This is a genomic window from Sorangium sp. So ce281 (genome assembly GCF_051527395.1).
Lineage (GTDB): Bacteria > Myxococcota_A > Polyangia > Polyangiales > Polyangiaceae > Sorangium > Sorangium cellulosum_B.
The window spans coordinates 6,953,103-6,975,511 of record NZ_CP150322.1; the positions used below are offsets into that span (position 1 = coordinate 6,953,103).

Annotated in this window: 18 protein-coding genes; 7 read left to right on the forward strand and 11 right to left on the reverse strand. The window is 69.6% G+C overall.

The genetic code is table 11. The features are described 5' to 3' along the window. Window positions 1-86: 86 nt before the first annotated feature. Genes WMF27_RS26270 through WMF27_RS26280 form a run of 3 tightly spaced genes read left to right on the forward strand, consistent with a single transcriptional unit; the run spans window position 87 to window position 1,474 of the window. Window positions 87-266 (forward strand): FmdB family zinc ribbon protein, encoded by a 180-nt coding sequence (locus tag WMF27_RS26270; RefSeq protein ID WP_437766133.1) that lies wholly within the window; start codon window positions 87-89, stop codon window positions 264-266. Between the two features lie 18 nt (window positions 267-284). Next, the gene (locus tag WMF27_RS26275) at window positions 285-668 is read left to right on the forward strand and encodes an encapsulin-associated ferritin-like protein (protein WP_437766132.1); all 384 of its coding nucleotides are present in this window, start codon (window positions 285-287) and stop codon (window positions 666-668) included. A 2-nt stretch (window positions 669-670) separates the two neighbouring features. Continuing rightward, complete coding sequence (locus WMF27_RS26280; RefSeq protein ID WP_437766131.1) at window positions 671-1,474, forward strand: family 1 encapsulin nanocompartment shell protein; 804 nt, start codon at window positions 671-673, stop codon at window positions 1,472-1,474. Between the two features lie 15 nt (window positions 1,475-1,489). Here WMF27_RS26280 and ribA read toward each other — a convergent pair whose 3' ends face one another. The 4 genes from ribA to WMF27_RS26300 form a co-directional block, all read right to left on the reverse strand. Further along, window positions 1,490-2,167, reverse strand: coding sequence for a GTP cyclohydrolase II (ribA, locus tag WMF27_RS26285; protein WP_437766130.1), 678 nt, complete (start codon window positions 2,165-2,167; stop codon window positions 1,490-1,492). Between the two features lie 339 nt (window positions 2,168-2,506). Beyond that, a complete protein-coding gene (locus WMF27_RS26290) occupies window positions 2,507-4,309 on the reverse strand; it encodes an acyl-CoA dehydrogenase (protein ID WP_437766129.1) in 1,803 nt (600 codons plus the stop codon). Between the two features lie 146 nt (window positions 4,310-4,455). Continuing rightward, the gene (locus WMF27_RS26295) at window positions 4,456-4,782 is read right to left on the reverse strand and encodes a type II toxin-antitoxin system RelE/ParE family toxin (protein ID WP_437766128.1); all 327 of its coding nucleotides are present in this window, start codon (window positions 4,780-4,782) and stop codon (window positions 4,456-4,458) included. Then, window positions 4,779-5,021, reverse strand: coding sequence for an addiction module protein (locus WMF27_RS26300; RefSeq protein ID WP_437766127.1), 243 nt, complete (start codon window positions 5,019-5,021; stop codon window positions 4,779-4,781). Before WMF27_RS26300 ends, WMF27_RS26295 begins: the two co-directional genes overlap by 4 nt. 398 nt (window positions 5,022-5,419) lie before the next feature. Between WMF27_RS26300 and WMF27_RS26305 the strand changes: the two genes are divergently transcribed. Further along, a complete protein-coding gene (locus tag WMF27_RS26305; protein ID WP_437763081.1) occupies window positions 5,420-6,808 on the forward strand; it encodes an IS1380 family transposase in 1,389 nt (462 codons plus the stop codon). An 834-nt stretch (window positions 6,809-7,642) separates the two neighbouring features. On the opposite strand, the gene WMF27_RS26310 is transcribed toward WMF27_RS26305, so the two are convergent. Next, window positions 7,643-7,852, reverse strand: a complete 210-nt coding sequence (locus WMF27_RS26310; protein WP_437766126.1) for an efflux RND transporter permease subunit — start codon at window positions 7,850-7,852, stop codon at window positions 7,643-7,645. A gap of 284 nt (window positions 7,853-8,136) precedes the next feature. Between WMF27_RS26310 and WMF27_RS26315 the strand changes: the two genes are divergently transcribed. After that, window positions 8,137-9,501: a Vgb family protein gene (locus WMF27_RS26315; protein WP_437766125.1), complete on the forward strand. Its 1,365-nt coding sequence runs from the start codon at window positions 8,137-8,139 to the stop codon at window positions 9,499-9,501. Here the strand turns inward: WMF27_RS26315 and WMF27_RS26320 are convergent. Next, the gene (locus tag WMF27_RS26320; protein WP_437766124.1) at window positions 9,478-12,660 is read right to left on the reverse strand and encodes an efflux RND transporter permease subunit; all 3,183 of its coding nucleotides are present in this window, start codon (window positions 12,658-12,660) and stop codon (window positions 9,478-9,480) included. The genes WMF27_RS26315 and WMF27_RS26320 overlap by 24 nt on opposite strands. Next, the gene (locus WMF27_RS26325; RefSeq protein WP_437766123.1) at window positions 12,657-13,943 is read right to left on the reverse strand and encodes an efflux RND transporter periplasmic adaptor subunit; all 1,287 of its coding nucleotides are present in this window, start codon (window positions 13,941-13,943) and stop codon (window positions 12,657-12,659) included. The genes WMF27_RS26320 and WMF27_RS26325 overlap by 4 nt, the downstream gene beginning before the upstream one ends. A gap of 373 nt (window positions 13,944-14,316) precedes the next feature. Between WMF27_RS26325 and WMF27_RS26330 the strand changes: the two genes are divergently transcribed. After that, window positions 14,317-15,078, forward strand: coding sequence for a methyltransferase domain-containing protein (locus WMF27_RS26330; RefSeq protein WP_437766122.1), 762 nt, complete (start codon window positions 14,317-14,319; stop codon window positions 15,076-15,078). Here the strand turns inward: WMF27_RS26330 and WMF27_RS26335 are convergent. The 3 genes from WMF27_RS26335 to WMF27_RS26345 all read right to left on the reverse strand — a co-directional run bounded on the left by WMF27_RS26335 (window position 15,044) and on the right by WMF27_RS26345 (window position 20,103). After that, window positions 15,044-15,841 carry a helix-turn-helix domain-containing protein gene (locus WMF27_RS26335; protein WP_437766121.1) on the reverse strand — a complete coding sequence of 266 codons (798 nt, stop codon included), beginning with the start codon at window positions 15,839-15,841 and terminating at the stop codon, window positions 15,044-15,046. The genes WMF27_RS26330 and WMF27_RS26335 overlap by 35 nt on opposite strands. Window positions 15,842-16,091: 250 nt before the next feature. Continuing rightward, window positions 16,092-16,874 carry a hypothetical protein gene (locus WMF27_RS26340; RefSeq protein ID WP_437766120.1) on the reverse strand — a complete coding sequence of 261 codons (783 nt, stop codon included), beginning with the start codon at window positions 16,872-16,874 and terminating at the stop codon, window positions 16,092-16,094. 2,188 nt (window positions 16,875-19,062) lie between these two features. After that, the gene (locus WMF27_RS26345; RefSeq protein ID WP_437766119.1) at window positions 19,063-20,103 is read right to left on the reverse strand and encodes a hypothetical protein; all 1,041 of its coding nucleotides are present in this window, start codon (window positions 20,101-20,103) and stop codon (window positions 19,063-19,065) included. A gap of 868 nt (window positions 20,104-20,971) precedes the next feature. Between WMF27_RS26345 and WMF27_RS26350 the strand changes: the two genes are divergently transcribed. Then, entirely contained in the window at window positions 20,972-21,655 is a 684-nt protein-coding gene (locus WMF27_RS26350; RefSeq protein WP_437766118.1) for an HAD family hydrolase, read from the forward strand. Window positions 21,656-21,910: 255 nt separating this feature from the next. On the opposite strand, the gene WMF27_RS26355 is transcribed toward WMF27_RS26350, so the two are convergent. Then, window positions 21,911-22,123 carry a hypothetical protein gene (locus WMF27_RS26355; protein ID WP_437766117.1) on the reverse strand — a complete coding sequence of 71 codons (213 nt, stop codon included), beginning with the start codon at window positions 22,121-22,123 and terminating at the stop codon, window positions 21,911-21,913. Window positions 22,124-22,409: the final 286 nt, after the last annotated feature.

Here is a 22,409-nt window from a genome sequence, read left to right on the forward strand (position 1 = left end):
CTGGGTCGGCTCGAATCCTGGGAGGGCACGGATCTCGCCTGTGCCCGCGTATGTGATTCGTTTCACATTTGCAGGACAGGAGTCCCATGCCGACGTACGAGTTCAAGTGCAACGACTGCGGCGCCGAGTTCGAGGTGGTCGCGTCGCTCTCCGAGTTCGAGCGCCTGAAGCGGGAGCGCACGGTCCAGTGCACGGCCTGCGGCCGCTCGAACGTCGAGACGGAGATCGTGGCGTTCCAGGTGCAAACGGCGCGAAAGAGCGCCTAGGCAGAAGGACAAAGCGGCGTGTCGAGCGAGAACTACCACGAGCTGCCGGAGCTCCTGTCGGAGGCGACCAAGGAACGGCACCGCGCGATCGTCTCGTTGATCGAGGAGCTCGAGGCGATCGACTGGTACCAGCAGCGCGCCGAGGCGTGCTCGGACGCGGAGCTCCGTGCCGTGCTGCTCCACCACCTCGAGGAGGAGGTGGAGCACGCGATGATGAACCTCGAGTGGCTCCGGCGGAATGATCGCGTCTTCCAGGAGAAGATCGACATCTATCTCAACAGCCAGGGGCCGATCGTCGAGGTGGAAGCGGCCGAGGAGGCGGCGAAGCTCGGCGCCACGGCCAAGGCCGGCGCCATGGCGCCGGGCGGAGCGCTCGGCATCGGGAGCCTGAAGGGGGCATGATCATGGATCTTCTCAAGCGCGAGCTCGCTCCCATCCTCCCCGCCGCGTGGGACCTCATCGATCACGAGGCGACGCGCGTGCTCAAGCTGCACCTCGCCGGCCGCAAGGTCGTCGATTTTCGCGGCCCGTTCGGCTGGGAGGTCGCCGCCGTCAACACGGGCCGCCTGCGCGCGATCGAGCGGAAGGACGCGTCCTCGGTGAGCGCGGGCGTCCGCCTCGTGCGGCCGCTCGTCGAGCTCCGCGCGCCCATCCGCCTCGAGCTCGCCGAGCTGGACGCCGTCGGGCGCGGCGCGCAGGAGCCCAACATCGAGGACGTCGTGCGCGCCGCCGAGCACGCCGCGCGCTTCGAGGACGGCGCCATCTTCAACGGGCTCGCGGCCGCCGGGATCGAAGGGATCCTGGAGGTCGCGCCGCACAAGCCCGTGGGGATCCCGGCGCCGGAGGCGTGGCCGCGCGCCGTGGTGGAGGCGAGAGAGGTGCTCCGCGCCGCGGGCGTCGACGGTCCTTATGCGCTCGCGCTGGGCCCGAAGGCGTACGACGAGCTGGCCGCGGCCGCGGAGGACGGCTATCCGCTCCGCAAGCACATCGAGGGCCAGCTGATCGACGGGCCGATCGTATGGGCGCCCGCGCTCGAAGGCGGCGTGCTCCTGAGCACGCGAGGCGGCGACTTCGAGCTGACCGTGGGGGAGGACCTGTCCATCGGCTACGACGGGCACGACAGACAGGTCGTCGAGCTCTTCCTCACCGAGAGCTTCACGTTCCGCGTGCTCGAGCGCGCCGCGGCCGTGGCGCTGCGGCGGGGCTGAAATCAGGCCCCGCGGCTACTCGGCGTCGCCGGCCGCGGCGCCCTCGCCGTCCCGCAGCGACGGGATGACGTGGCCCATCCGGAGGCGCTTCGCCTCGAGGTAGGGCGCGGAGAACGGGTTGGCCGGGACGATGGCCGCCGAGCGCGAGGCGATCCGGACGCCGAGCGCGCGGAGCGCGTCGACCTTGTCGGGGTTGTTCGTGAGGAGCCGGATCGACTCGATGCCGAGGTGCTCGATCATCGCGGCCGCGGGCTCGTAACCGCGGGCGTCGTCCGGCAGGCCGAGGATGCGGTTCGCGTCGACCGTGTCGTGGCCGAACGCCTGGAGCTGGTACGCCCGGATCTTGTTGGCGAGCCCGATGCCGCGTCCCTCCTGCCGGAGGTAGAGCACCACGCCGAGCCCGCGGCGCCCGATCTCGGCCTGGGCCGCCTCGAGCTGCTCGCGGCAGTCGCACTTGAGGGAGCCGAACACCTCGCTCGTGAGGCACTCGGAGTGGACGCGCAGGGTCACGTCCGACCGGCCGCGCACGTCGCCCATGACGAGCGCGACGTGATCGGGAGACAGCCCCTGGTCGGGGCTCGTCGCCCCGCCAAAGTGGAACACCAACATCTGAAAGACGCCGTGCTTCGTGGGCACGGGCGCCTGGGCACGAATATCGAGCTGAGGCCGGATCGCCGTCGTCGGGACGTGCATCTCGCTCTCCTGGTGGAGGAATCCTGGGTCGCCTGTCAAGCAAGGAGCGCGCCTGGGTAGCCCGCTGCCTTGCCTTTGTCCGGCCACCCCTGAAGGTGGCGTCAATCAGGTAGCGTAAGCACCCGGCCGGAACAAGGTAAGCTCTCCAAGATGTTGCTCCAAGGACATACCTGGAGCAGCCGATCCGCTTCGTCCCGCGCCATCGCCGGTGCCGTCGGCGGTGAGCGAACTCACCAACGAGACACCGGCGGACCGGCGGACCGGCGAGGAGGCCGGGGGACCGCCGCCGCTTCGGAACCACCCGGGGGTGCCGAAGCGGCCGGGAGCCGCGCGCCCGCCTCAAAACCACCCGGGTTGCATCCTGGCGTACGAGTCCTCGCCGGAGCGGCAGAGGGCGGCGAGCGCCTCGACCCGGGGCAGCTCCGTCGAGAGCCAGTACTGCGCCGCGCAGAGCTTGCCTTCGTAGAAGCCGGCCGGAGCGGCGCCCCTGGCGAGCCCTTCGCGGGCGGCTGCGGCCATCGCGAGCCATTGCCAGGCCACCACGACCACGGAGACGAGCTCCATGTAATCGGCGCTGTGCCGCAGCATCCGCTCGGTGTCGCCGTGCATCCCCGCCTCGGCGAGCTGCACCGTCACCTCGCCGAGCAGCGCGAGCGCCGCGCCGAGGCGCTCGCCCCACGCGGGCTCGACGCCGGCCCGCTGCGCCCGGGCGATCGTCTGCCGGATCTCGCCGCCGAGCGCGATGAGCGCGGCGCCGTTCCCGGCCACGACCTTGCGGCCGAGCAGGTCCAGGCCCTGGATCCCCGTCGTGCCCTCGTGGATCGAGTTGAGCTTCTGATCCCGGAGCCAGGCCTCCGGGAGGTACTCGCTCGAGTAGCCGTAGCCGCCGTGGACCTGGAGCGCGAGGGCGTTCGACTCGAAGCCCTTCTCGGCGGGGAAGGTCTTGGCGATGGGGGTGAGCAGGTCGAGGAGCCGCTGGGCGCGCTCCCGCTCCGCCGCGTCCGCGGCGTGCGCCGCGAGATCGGCGTACAGCGCGGTCGTGGAGACGAGCGCGAGGCCGCCCTCGACGATGGCCTTCTGCCGGAGCAGCATCCGGCGCACGTCGGCGTGCTCGATGATGGGCACCTGCGGCGCCCCCGGGTCCCTCGCGCCGAGCGGCCGGCCCTGCGGCCGGACGAGCGCGTAGCCGAGCGCCTCGTGGTAGGCCGCGGAGGCGGTCGCCACGGCGTTCGCGCCGACCAGGATGCGGGCCTCGTTCATCATCTGGAACATGCAGGCGACGCCCTGGTGGGGGCTGCCCACGAGGTAGCCGTGGCAGTCCCCCTTCTCGCCGAAGCTGAGCGACAGGCTGGGGAGCCCGCGCCAGCCGAGCTTGTGGATCATGCCGGCGACCTCGACGTCGTTCGGGACGAGCTGCCCGCCCTCGGGCCGCCGCTTGGGCACGGCGAACAGGCTCACGCCCTTGATGCCCCGAGGCGCGCCCTCGATGCGCGCGAGCGTGAGGTGGACGATGTTCTCGGTGAGGTCGTGGTCGCCGCCCGAGATGAAGATCTTCGAGCCGCGGACGAGGTAGTGGCCCGCGTCGGTCTTCACCGCGCTCGCCTGCACGTCGGCGAGGCTCGAGCCGGCCTGGGGCTCGGTGAGCGCCATCGTCCCGGTCCACTCGCCGGCGTACATCCGGGTCATGAAGGCGGACCGCAGGGCGTCGTCGCCGAACGTCTCGATGAGGTGCGCCGCGCCGGCCGTCAGGCTGAGGTAGCCGCACGCGCTCAGGTTCGCCGCCTGCAGGTAGGCCCCCGCGAGCGTGGCGACGACGAGCGGCAGCTGCTGGCCCCCCACCGCGGCCGGCCGCGCCGCGGTGAGCACCCCGAGCTCGACCATCGGCCGGAAGACCCGCTGGACGGCGGGGTGCACCGTGATGGCGCCCGCCTGGAAGCGCGGCGGCGCCTCGTCGACCTGCCTGTAGGTCGGGAACAGCACCTCCCGCGCGAAGCGCCGGCAGCTCTGGAGGTAGAGATCGAACGTGTCGCGCGCGTGATCGGCGAAATACGGGAGCTCGCAGAGGCGCGGCGCGTCGAGCACCTCGTAGAGGAGGAACTCGACGTCGCGGTCGTTGAGGAGGGGGTTCTGGGGAGGGGTCATGTGTCTCTCGCCGGACGTGGCGCACGCTAGGCGCGCATGAAGCGGGATGTCGAGCGGCTTGTCTCGGTCATGGGTCCGGCGAGCGCGGGCGGAAATGAACCGACAGGATCCGGCTGGATCTTGTCGGCGGCGGCGCCAGCGCCGAGTTATCCCGCTCCGCCTTCGTCTCGAGTGCGTTTCTTCCAAACAGACGGGCGGCGCCGCTGATGGAGTACGGCAAGGATCACCGCCGCCCGCTGGTCGGCTTCACCACGAAGCAGGAAGTAGATCCCATAGGGGAATCGCTTGAGCAGTGCGCGGCGAGTCCCCCGCCCGACCTCGGGGAACTGTGACGGGAGCTCGCGGATCCGGCCGACGATATGCCGCAGTTCATCAACGAACTGTCCGCCCAGCCCGGCCTCCTCGTCCTCGTACCATTCCGCCGCCTCCCGGATGTCCAGCTCGGCAGACGGACGTACGATGAGCCGGATCATCGACGCGTCGCGAGGCTCGCACGAAGGTCGGCCTCGACCTCTTCCCAGGACCGGCCAGCGTCTGGCGCGGCTTCGTACTCGGCGAGCCGGCGATCGAGCTCGGCGCTATGCCACTCGGGTACCGGCACCGCGTCCTCCCTCGCCGCGATCCGCTCCCAGAGCGCTTGGACGTATTCGATCTGCTCCTTCACGGTGAGCTCGTCGAAGCCAGGCGGCGGGTTCTGGATGGCTCGCTCCATGATCCGCAGGATACCACGAGGGGCGCGCGGCGGCGTAGCGCGTGGCTGACGCGGTCAGGAGCGAGCGGCGCCGACGGTGAGCCGCGAACCGCGGCACCGTCACGCCGATCCGGGACCGCAGCGCCGCCGGTGAACGTACGCCTGAACCCGACGGCGGCCCTGTCGTCGAGATCGGCGCGTCGCTTCCCCCGGATTCCGACCGTGCTGCCCTATGCATCATCTCGGCGTCGATCTCGCCTTCAGCAGGTCAGCGGAGCTCGGCTGGCTAACGCCTCGCGCTCTGCTGCATTGAGCGTGGATTTCGCGCCTACGAAGCCGATCTGAGGCGTGAGAAATCCGTCGTCGTAAACGGAAGTCCTTGAAAGAAAGGCTCGGCGTGGCGACCCGTCCGGGTTGCTATGACCAAACGAAGGCACACGCCGAGCACCTCCAAGGTGCGTCGACGCGAGTTCGGGTTCAAGAGGAAAGGCGACGGGTGGCACCCGGGGCGAATCCGGCGGCCAGATCCTGCCGGGATTCACGTCGAGCCCACGGAGAAGAACCTGACGGGCGTCGCAGGGCTTGGCCCCTTCGGCGCCTTCATCCGCGAGCTCGGCATCGACGCGGCCCTGAGCCGCAGGTTCTCCCGGCTGAAGACCGGCCGCACGGTCATCTACCCGATGGCTGCGCAGATGCGCCTGCTGATGGACAGCGCGCTCGCCGGCGAGGAGCGCGTCTTCGGCCTCGAGGCGCTCGCCGTCGATCCGCTCTTCGTGCGTCTCGCAGGCGGCGTCGTCCCGAGCATCGACACCGTCTACCGGGACCTGTGCCGGTTCGATGAGGAGGCGCTCGACGCGCTGCACAGCATGGTCGTCGACCACGGGCTCGCCCTCGTTGCTCGCCGAAAGCACCGGTTCGTGCACATCGACGTCGACACGACCGTGGAGCCGCTCTTCGGGATGCAAGAGGGGGCACTGCCGGGCCCGAACCCACGCTATCGCGGAAGGCCGAGCTATCATCCGATCCTGGCGCGCATCGCCGAGGTCGAGGCCATCGTCGGGGCCAAGCTGCGACCGGGCGACACGAGCTTCGGCGAAGTCGATGTGCCCTTCGTCGAGGAGTGCATTGACCGGGCGCGCGCCGCAGCGCCGAGCGCGGCCATCTACGTGCGGATCGACGGCGCGGGGGATTGCAGCGCCTTGATGCACGCCGTCGCCGCGAAGGGATGCTTCTTCCTGACCAAGGCGCGGATGAGCCCCGATCTGGTGGGCAGGGTCGCGTACGCCACCGGATGGCGTACCGTCGACCGGGATGCCGACGGTCGTCCTCGACGGCAGGTGACCGAGGTCCCCTTCCGGCGCAGCGGTTGGCCGAATGGAGTCCGCGTGATCGCCGTACGCACACGCGATCGGGACAACGGCAAGCAGATCTACCTCTGGGAAGGCCTCGACTACACGGTGCAGGTCTTCTTGACCAACGAGCCGGTCGAAGCGCCCGAAGACGTCGCGGCGCGGTATGACCTGCGCGCGGGCATCGAGCCGCTCATCGGCGATCTCAAGCACGGCTGGGGATGCGGTCGCGTGCCGAGCCAGAGCTTCAACGCCAATCATGCCGCGCTGCTGCTGAAGCTGCTGACCGCCAACCTGATGCGCCGGTATGTGCTCGACCATGTTCCGCACCTCGCGAGCTGGCGAACGCCGTGGCTGCGGCGCGCGCTGATCCTCGTCCCTGGAAGGTTGGCCCGCTCGAGTCGGGGCACGAAGCTGCACGTGCCGGAGCGCTCGCAGCTCGCTCGCCGGCTCAATTGAGCCCGGAACCAGCCGAATTCATGGTGGGGGTAAGGGGGACGTGTGCCTTCGCGGCGCGCTGAGCGCGCCCGATTGTAATCGACGTCGCATTCGTCGGTGGAACGCCGCTCGCGCGTCGCCGTCGGCCCACTCGTGCCCCGTGGGCGCGAAATCCACGTTGAGTCCCGCCACGCGAAGAGAGGCACGATGCGTGCGTCAGCAGCAGCGGCGAGTTGGCAGCCTATTCCGCGCGATGCGACTGGGCGCAGGAAACAGCCCATTAGCTCTACTGCGGGAAGTCGGCCGGGGAAGCGAACCGCCAAGCCGCCAAGAGCGCCAAGAAAACCAGGGAATAGGGGGGGGATGCCCGGACGGCCCCCTTTCCCCTCTCCCCTTGGCGTCCTTGGCGGCTTGGCGGTTTTTCTGCTGATCCGGGGCAACTTCCCGCAGTAGAATTAGCCTCGACGCACCGGTCGGATGCGTGCTGTTCAATAGATCGTCTTGGTGCAAGGGGAAGGATTCGAACCTTCTCGCGTCACTCTTGGGAAGCACAAGCCTCCACGGCGACCGTATCTCTCGTTTGGGTTGGAGCATTTACCACCAGGCCCTTGCAGGAACGCAACTCCGCACCAAACACATGTCATAACGACGCTTGCATTGTTCATGAGCCAATCCTTTACCGCAGTGAACGAACTTCCGAGCACAACGACCAGGATGGTCATGCCCAACCCAAACGAGATATCGATCGCCGCTTTAACTTCTGCCTTGATCCCCAAGCTTTCCGAGGCCGGTGGGCCTCAAATCTTCGGCACCGCAGCGGCGCCCTTCCACAGAATAGGCGCGGCGACTGCGCCGTCAAGGCAAACGCCGCGTGATCGCCTGGGGCGCAGGGAGCTCGTCGTAAGTGACGACCGACGTCAGCGGGACCAGCGCGCCCGACGCGCTCCTCATCTGGATCCGCGCGAGATCCGCAGGCCGGCTCCGCCGCTCCGCCAGGAGCCGCGCGCGCACGTCCACACGGCGCCCGCTGTCGTTGTACTTGGCGACGCGCCCGCCGCCGATCAAGCAGGGGTCGATCGAGGTAAAAGCCGAGGGGTCACTCCATTTTCGTGCGAATTTCTGGCAGTGCGTGCATTTAAGGGAGGTTTGCCCTCTCGCATCGCTCCCTGAAGCTGCCTCTCGGCGGCCAAGCGTCTTCCCGCCTCCTTCGATCGCCGTTAAGCGTGCACCACGGCCGACCGGACAGCGGTTCCCGCGGCGGTGGATCCACGCTTTTTTTTTCGACATCGAGCATTCGGGGGCCACACGCCCTTTGCCGTGCTTGCCCGGGGTTCCTAGACTCGTGACCCATGAAACGACTTTCCTGGGTTCTGCTCGCGGCGCTGGTCTCCGTGGGCTGTGGGGACAACGACGACGACCCGTCGGAGGCGGGTTCGGGCGGTGACGGCGGCGGCGGTGCAGGTGGTGGCGCGGCGTGCGAAGCCGAAGGCGACGGGACGCTCGACGTCGAGATCGTGAGCCCGAACGACACCGGCGACGTCGCCGTGACCTCGCCGGGCGTGCCGGACGAGCGCCTGGTCTCGAGCGCGTCCCTCGACACGCCGGCGGGCGAGTACACGCTGCGCGCAGGCAGCGTGGCCGACTACCCGGACGGCGAACGCGTCGGCTTCGTCTATCGGCCCGAAGACCCGGAGCAGAGCGCCTGCGTCGCCGACGGCGCGACCACCGAGGTCACCTTCAACTACGAGCTCACGCCGGGGAGCCACCAGCTCTGGTTCACCGCGCAGAACGGCGACCAGCTGGTCGGCGCGCTCGACGGCGAGGCGCTGCTCGAGTCGGGCGAGGTCACGCCGAGCGTCGCGTTCCAGGGGAGCGCGGAGATCATCAACCAGGGCGCGATCGCCTTCGACGGGGCCGGCAACCTCTGGGTATCGGCCAACGCGGGCCAGATCACCGTGCGGCTCGTCGACACGCTGGGCGAGAGCAGCGAGGCCGCCCCGGATCGCGTGCTCGACGTGTCCGAGGCGTGCGCGGGCGTCATCCCCTGCGCCGCGGGCGGTCTGGCGTTCGACGCCGCCGGCAACCTCTGGGTCGGGATCCGCGATCATCTGCTGAGGATCGACGCGGCCGATCTCGAAGGCTCCGGCGTGGTGGAGCCCTCCGTGACCATCACCGGAGACGAGATCGAGAACGTTCAAGCGCTCGCGTTCGACGGATCGGGCAACCTGTGGGTGGCGAGCGCCGAGCAGGACGCGGTGCTGATGTACGCGGCCGAGCGGCTCGCCGCGGACGACGGGGATCCCGCCGACGTGGTGCTGAAGGCGCTCACCCCCGAGCCGGTGATCGGGCCGCTGGGCCAGCCGACGGGGCTCGCGTTCGACGAGCAGGGCGCGCTCTGGGTGGGTTACTGGAGCTCGAACACCATCGCAAAGTTCGAGCCCGGCGATCTCGAAGCATCGGCGGAGCTCACCCCCGAGGTTCAACTCGGCGTGGGGGTGCTGGCGCTTCCGGAGAGCATCGCCTTCGATCAGCAGGGGAACCTGTGGTTGCCCTCCCGGGTCGGTTCGGCGGCGGCGATCGCCAAGGCCGAGCTCGTCGCGGGCGGAGAGGTGGAAGCGGGAGCCACCGTCCTGACGAGCGAGGCGTTCGGATCGCTCATCGACCTCGCCTTCAACCCGCCCCCCGACTGGTCACCGATCCACGGCCCCAAGTGAGCCCGTGGCGGCCGTGGAGCCCGGCCGCCGGAGCCGCGCAAGGCGCGCCCGCAGGTCGTCCGCGACCACGTAGAACGCCGGCACGACGAGGAGGCTGAGCGCCGTCGAGACGACGAGGCCGCCGATCACCGCCGCGGCCATCGGGGCCCGGATCTCGGCGCCGGGGCCGAGCGCCAGCGCGGACGGGACAGCGGCCATCAGCGTCGCGATCGAGGTCATCAGGATCGGCCGCAGCCGCACCGGACCGGCGCGGAGCATCGCCTCGCGGGCGTCCATCACCTCCCCTGCCCCCTCGCCGTGCCCGCGCCTCACCTCGATCGCGTGATCCACGAGGATGATCGAGTTCTTCTTCACGATCCCCATGAGCAGGAGGATCCCGATCATGCTGAAGATGTTGAGCGTGTGCCCGGTCAGGAGCAGCGCGAAGGCGGCGCCCGCGATCGACAGCGGCAGGATCGTCAGCACCGTGACCGGGTGCAGGAACGAGTTGAACTGGGACGCGAGCACCATGTAAGCGACGAGGATCCCGAGCACCAGCGCGAAGAGGAGGCCGCCCATCGACTCGCGGAACGTCACGCTCGCGCCGCCCAGCACCAGGCGGTAGCCGGCCGGCAGGTCCCGGCCGAGCTCCTCGACGCGCGCCACCGCCTCGCCCTGCGAGCGCCCCGGCGCGACGTTGCCGAAGACCGAGATCGCGCGCTCGCGGTCGCGCCGCGTGATCGCCTGGAGCGCGGGGCGCTCCTCGTAGGTGACGACCGACGTCAGCGGGACCAGCGCGCCCGACGCGCTCCTCACCTGGATGCGCGCGAGATCCTCGGGCCGGCTCCGCTGCTCCGCCAGGAGGCGCGCGCGGACGTCCACGCGGCGCCCGCTGTCGTTGTACTTGGCGACGCGCCCGCCGCCGATCAGCGTGTTCAGCGTCGTCGCGATGGCCTCGACGCTCACGCCGAGATCCGCGGCGCGCGCCCGGTCGGGAGCGATGCGGAGCTCGGGCATGCCGAGCTGGTAGTCGGAGTCGAGATCCACGACGACGCCGCTCTGCGCGAGCTCGGCCCGGATGCGCTCGCTGTGCTTCGTGAGCTCGTCCCAGTCGGGGCCGCGGATCGAGAACTCGACAGGGAACCCGCGCTGGGCCGTGAAGCCCGACTGCGAGAGGTCCTGGACCACGGCGCGCAGGCCGGGGTAGCCGTTCAGCTCCTTGCGGAGCGCGCCCTGGAGGTCGGCCTGCGAGAGCGCCCGCTCCTCCGCCGGCTTCATCGTGACGAACAGGATGCCCGTGTTGACGCCGCCCCCTCCGCCGAAGCCGCCGACGACGGCGAAGACCCGCTCCACCGCCGGGTTCGCGCCCACGGCCGCCTCGGCGCGGCGGAAGAGTCGGTCGGTCTCCTCGATGTCCGAGCCGACCGCCGTCTGCAGGCGGACAAGGAGCCGCCCCTGGTCCTGCGACGGGACGAACTCCGTCGGGAGGCGCTGCATGGTGACGATCGCGCCGGCGAAGAGGATCGCGCCGAGCAGGACGACCGCGACCGGGAACCGGAGCGCCCGGGCCAGCAGCCAGCCATAGCCGCGGGAGAGCGCCTCGAAGCCGCGATCGACGAGCCGCCCGAGGCGGCCCCGGCCCTCGCGGGAAACGTCGAGGATCTGCGCGCAGCGGGCGGGCGCGAGGGTGATCGCCTCCAGGTACGAGAGCAGCACGGCGATGCAGAGGGTCACGCCGAACTGGAGGAAGAACCGGCCGACCACCCCTTCCATGAAGATGATCGGGAGGAAGATCGCGACGACGGCGAGCGTCGCGGCGAGCGCCGCGAAGGTGATCTCGGCCGTGCCCTCGCGGGCGGCGCGGACGCGGTCCTTCCCCTCTTCGGCGTGCCGGTGGATGTTCTCGAGCACCATGATCGCGTCGTCGACGACGATGCCGACGGCGAGCGAGAGCCCGAGCAGCGTGAAGGTGTTCAGCGTGAAGCCGAGGAAGTAGATCGCGGCGACCGTGCCGAGCAGCGACATCGGGATGGCCAGAACGACGTTGAGCGTGCTCGAGAGCGAGCCGAGGAACATCCAGCAGACGAGGGCCGTGAGCGCGATGGCCATGCCGAGCTCGAGCTCGATCTCGTGGACCGACTCCTCGATGAACTTCGTCGAGTCGAAGTTCACGCCGACCTCCATCCCCTCGGGCAGGGACTTCTGGACCTCGGCAAGCGCGGCCCGGACCCCCCGGGCGACCTCGACCGCGTTCGAGCCGCGCTGCTTCCTCACGCCGAGGCCCTGGGCCGGCTCCCCGTTCACCCGGGCCAGCCGGCGGACGTCCTCGAAGCCGTCCTCGACGAGCGCGACGTCCTCCAGGTACACCGTGGCGCGCGCCGACGACGGCGGCACCGCCGCCTGGGCGGCAGCGCCCGGCTGGGCGGCCGCGCCGGGGTTGCCCTGGCGGAGGACGATTCGCCTGAAGGTCGCGAGATCGAGCGCCTCGCCCATCACGCGCACGTTGATCTCCCGCCCTTCGGTCTCGATGCGGCCGGCGGGGAGCTCGATGTGCTGGCGGCGCAGGGCCTCGGTGACGTCGGCGACGGTGAGCCCCTTCTCCGCGAGTCGCTCGGCGTCGAGCCAGATGCGGACGTTGCGCTCGAGGTAGCCGCCGAGCGTGAGCTCTCCGACGCCGGGCACCGTCTGGAGCTTCTCCTTCAGCCGGTAACGCGCGATGTCGGCGACGAGCTGGGGAGAGAAGGGGCCGGAGAGCCCGACCCACATGATCGGCTGGTCCTCCGGGTTCGTCTTGGAGACGACGGGCGGGTCGAGGTCGCGCGGCAGCCGCCGCTGCGCCTGGGAGATCTTCGTCTGAACGTCCTGGAGCGCGACGTCGACGTCGCGCGACAGGTCGAGCTCGATGGTGACCGAGGCGCTCCCCTGGCGGGACGTCGACGTGATCGATCGGATCCCCTCGACCTGGACGGCCGCCTCCTCGAGCGGCTCGACCACGTCGTGCTCCATGATCTCGGGGGCGGCGCCCTCCAGCGTGGCGGAGATGGTGATGGTGGGAAAGTCGACGTCGGGGAACTGGCTGATGCCGATGCGCGACACGGCGACGAGGCCGAAGACGATGGTCGCGGCCATCAGCATCCAGGCGAAGACCGGCTTCCTGAGGCAGGCTTCGGTGAGGCTCACGGCACGCTCCGTGACGAGCTGGCGGGAGCGGTCAGCGGCGACGCGCCGGACGGGGCGGGCGGTGACGCGCCGGACGAGGCGGCGGGCGGTGACGCGCCGGACGGGGCGGCGCTGGCGTCTGCGCCTCCCTCGGGGTGGCGCGCCGGGGATTGGCCTCCCGGCACGCTGCCGGGCGCCGCGATGCGGACCTGCGCCCCCTCGCGCAGCGCCTCCGCGCCGCGCGCCACGAGGAGCTCTCCCACGGAGAGGCCCGACTTGACCTCGACGCGCCCGTCGGGCGTGCGCAGGCCCAGCGAGAGCACGCGCTCGCGCGCGGTGGTGCCGTCGACCACGTACGCGAGGAACCCCCGCTCGCTCGGCCGCACGGACGTGAGGGGGATCACGGGAGCGTCGCCGCTCGCGCCCACGGGCACGGTCACCTCGGCGAAGGTGCCGGGGCGGAGCAGCTCCTTGCCCTCGCCCTGGACCTCGCCGGTCACGGCGACCATGCGCGTCGCCGGATCCGCCGCGTCGGCGACGTGCGTCAGCCTGGCGCTGTAGGTCCGCGCGTCGCCCTTCACGGTGAAGCGCGCCTCCATGTCGGGCCTGACCCGCGGGGCGTCGGCGGCGGGGATCTGGAAGCGGAGCAGGAGCGGATCGCGGCGCAGGAGCGTCGCGAGCACGGTGCCGACAGGCACGTGCTGGCCGGTCTGCACGGTGCGCGTCTGGATCTTCCCCTGGATGGGGGCGCGCACGTAGGCGTCGCGCAGGTTCAGGAGCGCCTGGTCGACGGCGACCTTCGCCTCGGCGACCTGCGCGGCGGTCGTCGCCGCCCTCGAGCGCCAGGACGCGACGTCTTCCTTGCTGAAGACGCCGTCGGCGCCCTCGGCCTCGCGCCGCTCGAGCCCCGCGGTCGCCTCGGCCTGGGTGGCGGTCATCCGATCGAGCGTCGCGCGCGCCGCGCGGACGGCGAGGTTGTACCGGGCCGGGTCGATCTCGACGAGCACCTGCCCCGCCTTGACCTCGGCGCCCTCCATGAACCGCACCGCCTCGACGACGCCGGCGACCCGCGCGGTGAGCTGCACCTGCTCGAACGCCTCGACCGCGCCGACGGCCGTCACAGCGTACTCGACCCGCTCCGCCGCGACGGGCACGACCTCGACCGGGAAGCCGAGCCCCTGCTTCGCGGGCTTGCGCCCCTGCTCGGGCGAGGCCTCCCCGCCCTTCTTGCACGCCGGAGATCCGAGGAAGACAAGCCCCGCCACCAGGGCAAGCGCGGCCACGCGAATCGGTTGGAGCACCATCTAGGTGGAGGAGTAGCGCAACTTGAGCCGCTGTGCGCGGGCCAAGCGGGTTGGCCGGGCAGCGTCACGCCGGCCACAGGCCGCGCAGCGGGGCCCGCGCACGCCCGGGCCTGCGCCGCGCACGGCGGGGCGCCGGGGAGCACGGTACGCGCGGCCCGATCTGGCCGGCGGCGCGCAGCGCGGCGGTCGCGACGGGCGCCCGGGACTTCCGCCGCCCACCGATCGCAAAGCCCGCCGATCCAGCACAAAGACACGCACTGCCGCGCAGGACAGGCAGTCCGTACAGTCCTGCAGACAGCAGGGATGCTGACCCACGAGCCCGGCGTGAAACCAGCAACGACGGGCGAGCTGACACGAGCTGGCGGAGACGACGATGACAGACCTGGTCAACGACATGACCGAACGATTTCTGCGCGACGCCGGCATCGCTCCCGGCATGCGCGTCCTCGACGTGGGATGCGGCCGAGGCGACGTGAGCTTCATGGTCGCCCGCATCGTCGGCGAAGGGGGCTGTGTGCTCGGGGTAGACCGTGATCCGGCGCCCATCGCGGTCGCTCGCCGGCGAGCCGCCGAGCTGGGACTCGGCCGAGTCGCCTTCGAAGAGCGGGACCTCGGCGCGCTCTCTCCCACCGCCGAGCGCTTCGATGCCGCCGTCGGCCGGAGGGTGCTCATGTACCAGCCGGATCCTGTCGCTGCGGTCCGCGCCATGGCCGGGGCCGTGCGCGCCGGCGGCTTGATCCTGCTCCAGGAGAACGACCCGACGATGGGCCAGGGCAGCCTCCTCCCCATGGAGCTGCACCGCCAGGCGCACCAGTGGATCTGGCGGACCGTCGAGCGTGAGGGCGCGAGCCTCCACATGGGATTCCAGATGCCGAGCGTTTTTGAAGAGGCGGGCCTGACCGTGCAGCTCGTGAGGGCCGAGGCCGTCGTGCAGACGCCGAGGATCCACCATCACCTCGCGTTCATCGTTCGCGCGATGCTCCCGCGCATCGTGCAGCAAGGCGTGGCCTCGGAGGCCGAGATCGACGTGGACACCCTGGAACAACGTCTCGCCGCCGAACGGACGAAGGCCAATACCACCTTCGTCGGCGACCTCGTCTTCAGCGTGTGCGGCCGGACACCGTCTCCTGTGTGAGCGTGCGGCCCTTGCCCCGCGCTCCGGCGCGCCACGCCGCCGGCGTCGCCCCGTGCTCTCTACGGAACATGCGGATGAAGTGCGTCGCGTCCGCGTAGCCGACGCGCTCGGCGACGAGCTCGACCCTCTCGTCGGAGTGGAGGAGGATGCGGCGAGCCTCCGCCATTCTCCCAGCCACGATCCACGCGACCGCGCTCCGGCCTGTCGCCCGGGAGAGCGCCGTCGTCACGTGCGCCGGGCTCCGCCCCACGGATCGCGCGACGTCCTTGAGCGAGAGGGGCCGAAGGCAGTTCCGCTCGATGAAGCGAAGGGCATCGACGACGACTCCCGGCGATGGCGAGGCAGGGTGTTGCGAGCGCGCGGCCTGCCGAACCTCGTTGAGGATGAGAACAAGGAGGCTCCGCTGGACGACGTCAGGAGCGCCGCCATCGCGCGATTCCGTCGCGCGCATGAGCTCGCGGAGCAGCATCTCGATGTGCGCGTGACGATCCGCGGGCACCCGAACGACGGGGGACGCGCCGGAGCGCACGCGCTCGAACGGCTCGAGCAAGCTGCCCGCCTCCTCGGCGGCCAAGCAGGGGACACAGAAGCCAACGCCGATCCAGTCCGGGGCCGCCTTCTCGATCGAGCGGTGCGGCTGTCCGGCCGGCACGAGGAGGACGTCTCCGGCCTCGACGTTCCATCGACCGCGCTGATCGATCCGAGAAGCGCCGCTCGTGTAGAACGCCAGCGCGGCGAAGGCGTGGGTCACGGACGCCCGCATGACCGGCTGCACCGGTGAGGGCTGCCGGCAGCAAAAGATCGCTCGGCCTCCGCCCACAAGGTCTTCTCGCTGGATCACCGGCGCGGGGGGCACGAGCGCCATGATGACATCGGCGGAAGCAGGAGGCGAGCGCCGGCGCTCTCCGCCGAGCAGGCTGCTGGATAGTAAGGAGCTCTTCCCTGCGCTGCGCCAGCGAAAGGCCGGCGAAGATCTGGCGGGCCCGACCTGCGCGCGCGCCTGCCGGACGGCGCTACGGCTTCAGCGTCATCCGCATCTTGTAAGTCTGCATGCCGAACATCACGCTCCCTGGGGCGCCAGGATCGATGGTCCCGTCCCGACCGCGGCTCAAGCGCACGAAGGCCTGACACCCCTCGGCGGGAAGCCCCGTGGGGTACGAGCCTTCGGGAACGGTGAACGAGCCGGTGTCGTCCGCCTCCCCCGACGAGTCGACCCAGGATACGTCGTCCAGACAAGGACCCGGCTCATCGAAGCTGACAGGTCCGATGGACCACCTCATCATGTCGTCCTTGCCCAGCGGCTCCCACGCCAGCACGAGATCCTCGCCGGAGCCGACGCTGAACACGCTCTCCGGCTCGGGAGACGTGAGCTCCGAGAGCTCGGGCATCACGATCTCCCAGCCGTCGAGGTCGTTGAACCGGGCGCGGATCGCGCGGCCCGGCTCGGCCTGCTTGAGATAACCGCGGCACTTGGCGGCGATGAGGTCGTCGTCCGGATTGCTGTCATGCCACCAGTAGCAGGCGAGCTCCGCCTCCTCCGCACCGTTGCTCACGACGAACCTGTCGGGGAGGTACTCCCCGTCGCCAGGGTCTCGGACGCCGGACGCGCTGCTGGCGCCCAGCTTCGTAACGTAAGCCTCCGCTTCGCCCATGTACTCGGCGCCATCGCGGACGATCGGCACGTTGTATCCGTAGACCCGGATGACGACTGCCTCGTTCTCCGCAAGGGGCCGGTACTCGTCCGGCCCACACGCTGTCCCCAAAAGACCCAGGACGGCGATCAAAGCCAGCCACATGATGCCTCTCATGAACTCCTCCACGATCCTATGTCATTGCAACAGACGGCTGCGCCGCAGGTTCTGCTCAGGGGAGGGCCATCCTTCTTCGCGGCGAGCTTGCGGCAGATCTCGTCGTCCTTCGGAACAGGGCACCGGCAGCGCCCGTCGATGCGCTGGGTTCCGCTCAGCTCGGGCTGGCAGTCCGCGTTCGAATCGCACATAGGCTGCTGTTCCATGTCGCCATACGCGTCACCGCCGCCGGCTTCCGGCCCTCAGCAGTCCTGAGGCGTCTCTCAGCGCGTCGCGTTACACTCGCTGATGGGCCGGCACTGGCGCTCGCACAGATCGCCCTCCTCCTCCTTCGCACCGGGCGCGCAGCAGTTCTCCTCCTGCTCGGGATTCGGACACCGGCAACGTCCATCGATGCATTGCGTCTTTGTCAGCTCAGGCTGGCATTCCGCCGTTGAATCGCAAGGAGGCTCCTGCTCCACATCGACGTAGGCGTCACCCTTGCAGGCCGCCCAGAGGAATCCTGCCAGGAATACCGCGCTCGAGGCGCATAAGCGTCGCTCTCCCATGCGCGCCACCATATCAGACGCCTCGCACACGGAAGCAGGAATTCGGAAGCCGGCGTCGAATGGCGAGCGCTACTCGCATTACGTTGAGCGAACCCAATTTCTCTACCGAAGTGCGCCATCGATCCTGGCAAGGAATCCGGTGCCGCGATCAGCTTTACGACCGATACTGGCTCCTCGACGTCGTGAACAGATCAAGCTCGCAGGCCGATCGACACATGCCATTTCCCCGCACCTCGGATCTAACATTATAAGACAACGCACAGTCCGCTGTGCGTCTGCACTATGGCGGCGTATAGGAAGGCGGCGGAGTGTCCGGACACGCGAGCCAGCATGATACGACGGTGAGCGCCGCGAGCGCCGCGACGAGAATTCTCTGTCTCTTCATGATCCCTCGTGCCAGATGTCCGGGGCGTCGATGTACAGGGGGCATGCGATGCACGGGCCGCCGCAGTCGAGACCGGCCTCGTCGCCATTCATCACTCCATCGCTACACGTTGCCTCGCGGCACACGCCATCCTCGCACACGCCGCTCTGGCATGAGTCGTGGGGGTTGCAACTCTTCCCTAGATCACAGGCGGGGCACGATGGGGCACCACAATCGACGTCCGTCTCTGCGCCGTTGAGCACACGGTCGTCGCAGCGCGCGTGAGCACACGCCCCGTCCTCGGCGCAGATGTGCTCTACGCAATCGTCGTCGCTATCGCACCGCTGTCCGGACTCACAGGGATCGCAGAGGCCGCCGCAGTCGAGCGCCGTCTCTCCGGAGGAAGAATCCAGGATGCCGTTTTCGCACCATTCGTGGACGCACCTGCCGGACCTGGAACATGTGTAGGAGGGGTGTCCACAGTCTTCGTCCCGTAGACAACCAGCCCACCTGCTATCCTTGCAGTATCCCGACGTCTCTGGCGATGGCCCGGTCGGTTGCGGCAAGTGCAAGCTGGTTCCATCGATACAGCGGTCAATTGTGCATTCGTTGCCATCGTTGAAGACGTCGCGCTCTGAGTTCTCGACCCAGATCTGCCCTGCATCGTCGCATTTGACGATACGACAATCGCCGGAGAGCTGGTGCTCGAGCTGCTCGCGCAAAGCCAGCCTGCAGACGCCGGCGACGCAAACGGCCTCACCGCACCGCGGGTCGACGGGCCCTGGGCAGTCCCGCGGCGTCTCGCAGGCCGTGGCGTTACACTCTCTGATGGGCCGACATGCCCACTCACACCGATCGCCCTCCTCCTCCATCGCGCCTGGCTTGCAGCAGCGCTTCTCTTCGGGATCCGGGCACTGGCAGTGCCCGTCGATGCACTGCATCTTGGTCTTCTCGGGCTGGCACTCCGCCGTTGAATCGCACGAAGGCTCCTGTTCCACATCGACGTAGGCGTCACCACTGCAGGCCGCCCAGAGGAAGGCGCCCAGGAACACCGCGCTGGAGGCACACAGCCACCGATTCGACATTCGCGACACGATATCAGGCCACCTCGTCCGCGGGAGCGCGGAGATCTGAGCCAGGCGTCGAACGATGCGCGCCGTTCGCATTGCGATCAGCACATTCAAATTCTCCACCATAATGAAATCCATTCATAGAATTGAGGTTGGCTCTCAGCCCGGGAGCACGCCTCTGCCGAGATCGGGCGCTACCACGAGAACGAGAGCCCCACGCCCGGGGCGGTCCGCAAGGCCCCCACGCGGACCTTTGCCTGTGGTGCGAGCAGGAACCCCGCGGCCACGGCGCCTCCGGCCGAAAGACCCGCACCGACGAAGGCGCCCACGGACAGGGCAGCGAATGTCTTCGTCCGCCTGTCGGCGTCGGCATACGCGTCGCAGGCAGGGAGCCCCGGCTGGCAATGGAAGACCTCCCACCGCGCCCGGCGGAAGGCGGCATCCCGCTGCTCGGCAGCGTCGTTGGCCTCTACGACCGAGAGGGCCCCGACGGTGGCGAGGGCGGCCGACGTGGTCGCAAGCGCGCCCACGGTCCACCACCGAAGCGCGGGACTGGGCGTGGAAGGAGGCGGCGCCGCGACGGGCCGCGAGGCCACCTTGCTCACCGGGGGATGCGCGGGCACCTCGGCTCGGGCGCGCGTGAACACCAGCCAGACGGTCCTCTCGCCGCCCGCATCGACGCCGGCCGTGGTCTCGATCTGCTCCCCGACACGCTGTCCGCTCACGCGGTGCTGGCCGGGAGCGACGTATACGGATCGCGGGAGCGGGGACACACCGACCTGCCGCCCGTCCACGAGCACGGCAGCGCCGGGCTCGCTCACGCGTACGTCGAGCGCGCCGACGTGCCGCCGTGCTTCCGCGAAGTCGGCCCGCGCCAGCTCGTAGCTCTCCTTGAAGCCCGGCGGCACCCAGATCTTCGGGGCGTCGGGGGTACCGACCATGTCGAAGTAGATCGAGAGGAACTCCGCCGCCCTCTCGAAGTCGTGCAGCCTGAACGACAGCATCCCCACGCGGAACGCGTCGGAGGCGCTCTTCGTGAGCCCCCACAGCGTCAGGTGGATGTCGCGCGCGTCCGCGAGTCGCCCCTCGTCCAGGAGCCGCTTCGCCTCGTCGAGCATCTCCCGCTCCGGCCCGGTCGGCGGCGGCCGTTGCGGGAGCGGCGCTGCCGCCGCCACTACTGGGCAGGTGAGCAGCAGCAGGACCGCGGTGATCGGGCTGAACAGCGGGCGTCGCATGGTCTTGTCTTCCGGGAGTCCTCCGCGCGGCGAAGGCGCCCTGCGCAGCTCGCGAGGGCGTCGCACGCGCGGTGCGCCTCGGGCTCAGGGTCGAGGGCCTGGCACGGGAGCTCGAGCAACGCGCTCTCTCGATTTCCAGCGCCTCTCCTACCAGAGATCACCGCACGGTTGCGCTCGAAACGCTCGACACCAACAGAAGATGTGAGGACGAACGACACGACGAGAAGGCGCCAGGATCAGCAACACGCATTGCGTTTATCGAACAAAAATTCTCACATCAGGTGAGATTTCGCTCCAAAATTTTGACCCTATTCTCAACCTGGGCCAGCTGACGCCCGAGATCACCGAACAGCTGCATTCGAACCACCCAATATGTAGGCTGGACACCAGCACGAGCACGTTGCGTTGCATTGCATCGATCGAGATAAATTTCTCGCGTTCGATGAGCTAAGGCTCCAAAAATCCTCAACCTGGGTCAGCCGACGCGACGCCGCTCCTCAACCTGCGCCGCTCCTCAACCTGGGTGAGCTGGCGCCTCAACCTGGGTGAGCTGGCGGAGCTGGCGCCTCCGCCTCAACCTGGGTGAGCTGGCGGGGAGAGCTGACGGCTCCTCAACCTGGGTGAGCCGACGCTCCAGAAATTCCCAGCCTGGATAAGCTGGCGCAGGGCGGCCGACGCAGCGGCCCCTCAACCAGCCGCCGGAAGCCCCGCGCCGACGTTACAGCCGCGCCGGGATCGGGCGGACCGGCGCGCCGCTAGCTGGACGCCCGGTCCCCGGCCCAGCCGCCTGGCGAGGCCGCGACGAGGCCGTCGCGCCCGCCGCCCTTCCGCGCTCGCCCTGGGGCGGCGCCGGTCTATACCATGGGACATGCGCCCCACCGTGCTCCTCTGGGACATCGACGGCACCCTGCTCTCCACCGGCGGCGCAGGCCGGCGGGCCATGGAGCGCGCGTTCGCCCGGTACGCCGACCGGCGCGACGCGTGCGAGGCGTTCTCGTTCGCCGGCATGACCGACCGGGCCATCATCCGGACAGGGCTCGAGACGGTCGGGCGCGAGGCCACGGAGGACGCCATCGACGCGCTCCTCGCGATCTATGTCGAGCTCCTCGCGCAGGAGATGTCGGTCGCCGGCAACACCCGGGTCCACGCCGGCGTCATCGAGGCGCTCGACGCCGCCGCCCGGCGCGCGACCTGCGCTATCGGCCTCGGCACGGGGAATGTCCGCGCCGGGGCGCAGGCGAAGCTCACCCGGGTCGGCATCTACGAGCGGTTCGCGTTCGGCGGCTTCGGCTGCGACCACGAGCGCCGCGACGAGCTCCTGCGCATCGGCGCGGCGCGCGGGGCGGCGATGCTCGAGGCGCCGCTCGCCGCGTGCCGCGTCGTCGTCATCGGCGACACCCCGAAGGACATCGCGGCGGCCCGGGCGATCGGCGCCGAGTCGCTCGCCGTGGCCACCGGCACCTACGCCCTCGCAGAGCTCGCCGCATGCGCCCCGACCCACAGCTTCACCGACCTCCGGGCGCGGGGCGCGCTCGAGGCGCTGCTCGGTTGAGATCCGAGATCTCTCGACGAGCGGCCGGCTGACCGCTGCGGCGTCGATACGACAGGGGGTCTCTGCGGGATCACGCCAATGGTCAACCGATCCTCCGGAAGAAGATCAGATGGCGCGGCGAGCTCTCTGACACGTGGGGCGGCGGGTGCGTGGAGGTCAAACCCGCATAGGCCCGCCGAACGAGAAGCTGTGCTCAGTGACCGATGCGACGCCGGATTGCGGTTCGCAGCTCGCGGATCTCCTGCGGTACCCGATTCAGATCGAGCTGAGCTCTGGCGATCTCCTGGACGAAGGTGAGCCGACATTCACGACGGCGTGGAGGTGCCCGTGACCGCCGGCGACGAGGACCTTGATGTGCAACTCGCCTTCCCACGCCGTCTGGAGGTACGTGCGCGTCTCCTCGTCCTCGACCCAGAGATAGGCCGGAAAATTTCGGTACAGGCCCGTCACGTCCGACGACGGCTTCATGACGCCTCTTGCGTGCGCGGAAGAGGCTGCGCTTCGCGCCATGCACGCGAGCGGGGATCCGTGTCCGGCACGAGGAGGAAGCGCGCGTAGCTGGCCGTCTGATCCCAGACCGCATCGGCGTGCGAGGCAACGAGGATCTGCACGTCCGGGGCGAGCGCGTCGTGCTCCGCGACCCGACGAGAGAGGTCCCCGAGCGGCGGCAGACGCTCTGATCTACGGTCTGGAGGGGTCCCGAACGGCGGCGGACGCTCTGATCTGCGATCTGGAGGGGTCCGGACCCCCCTTC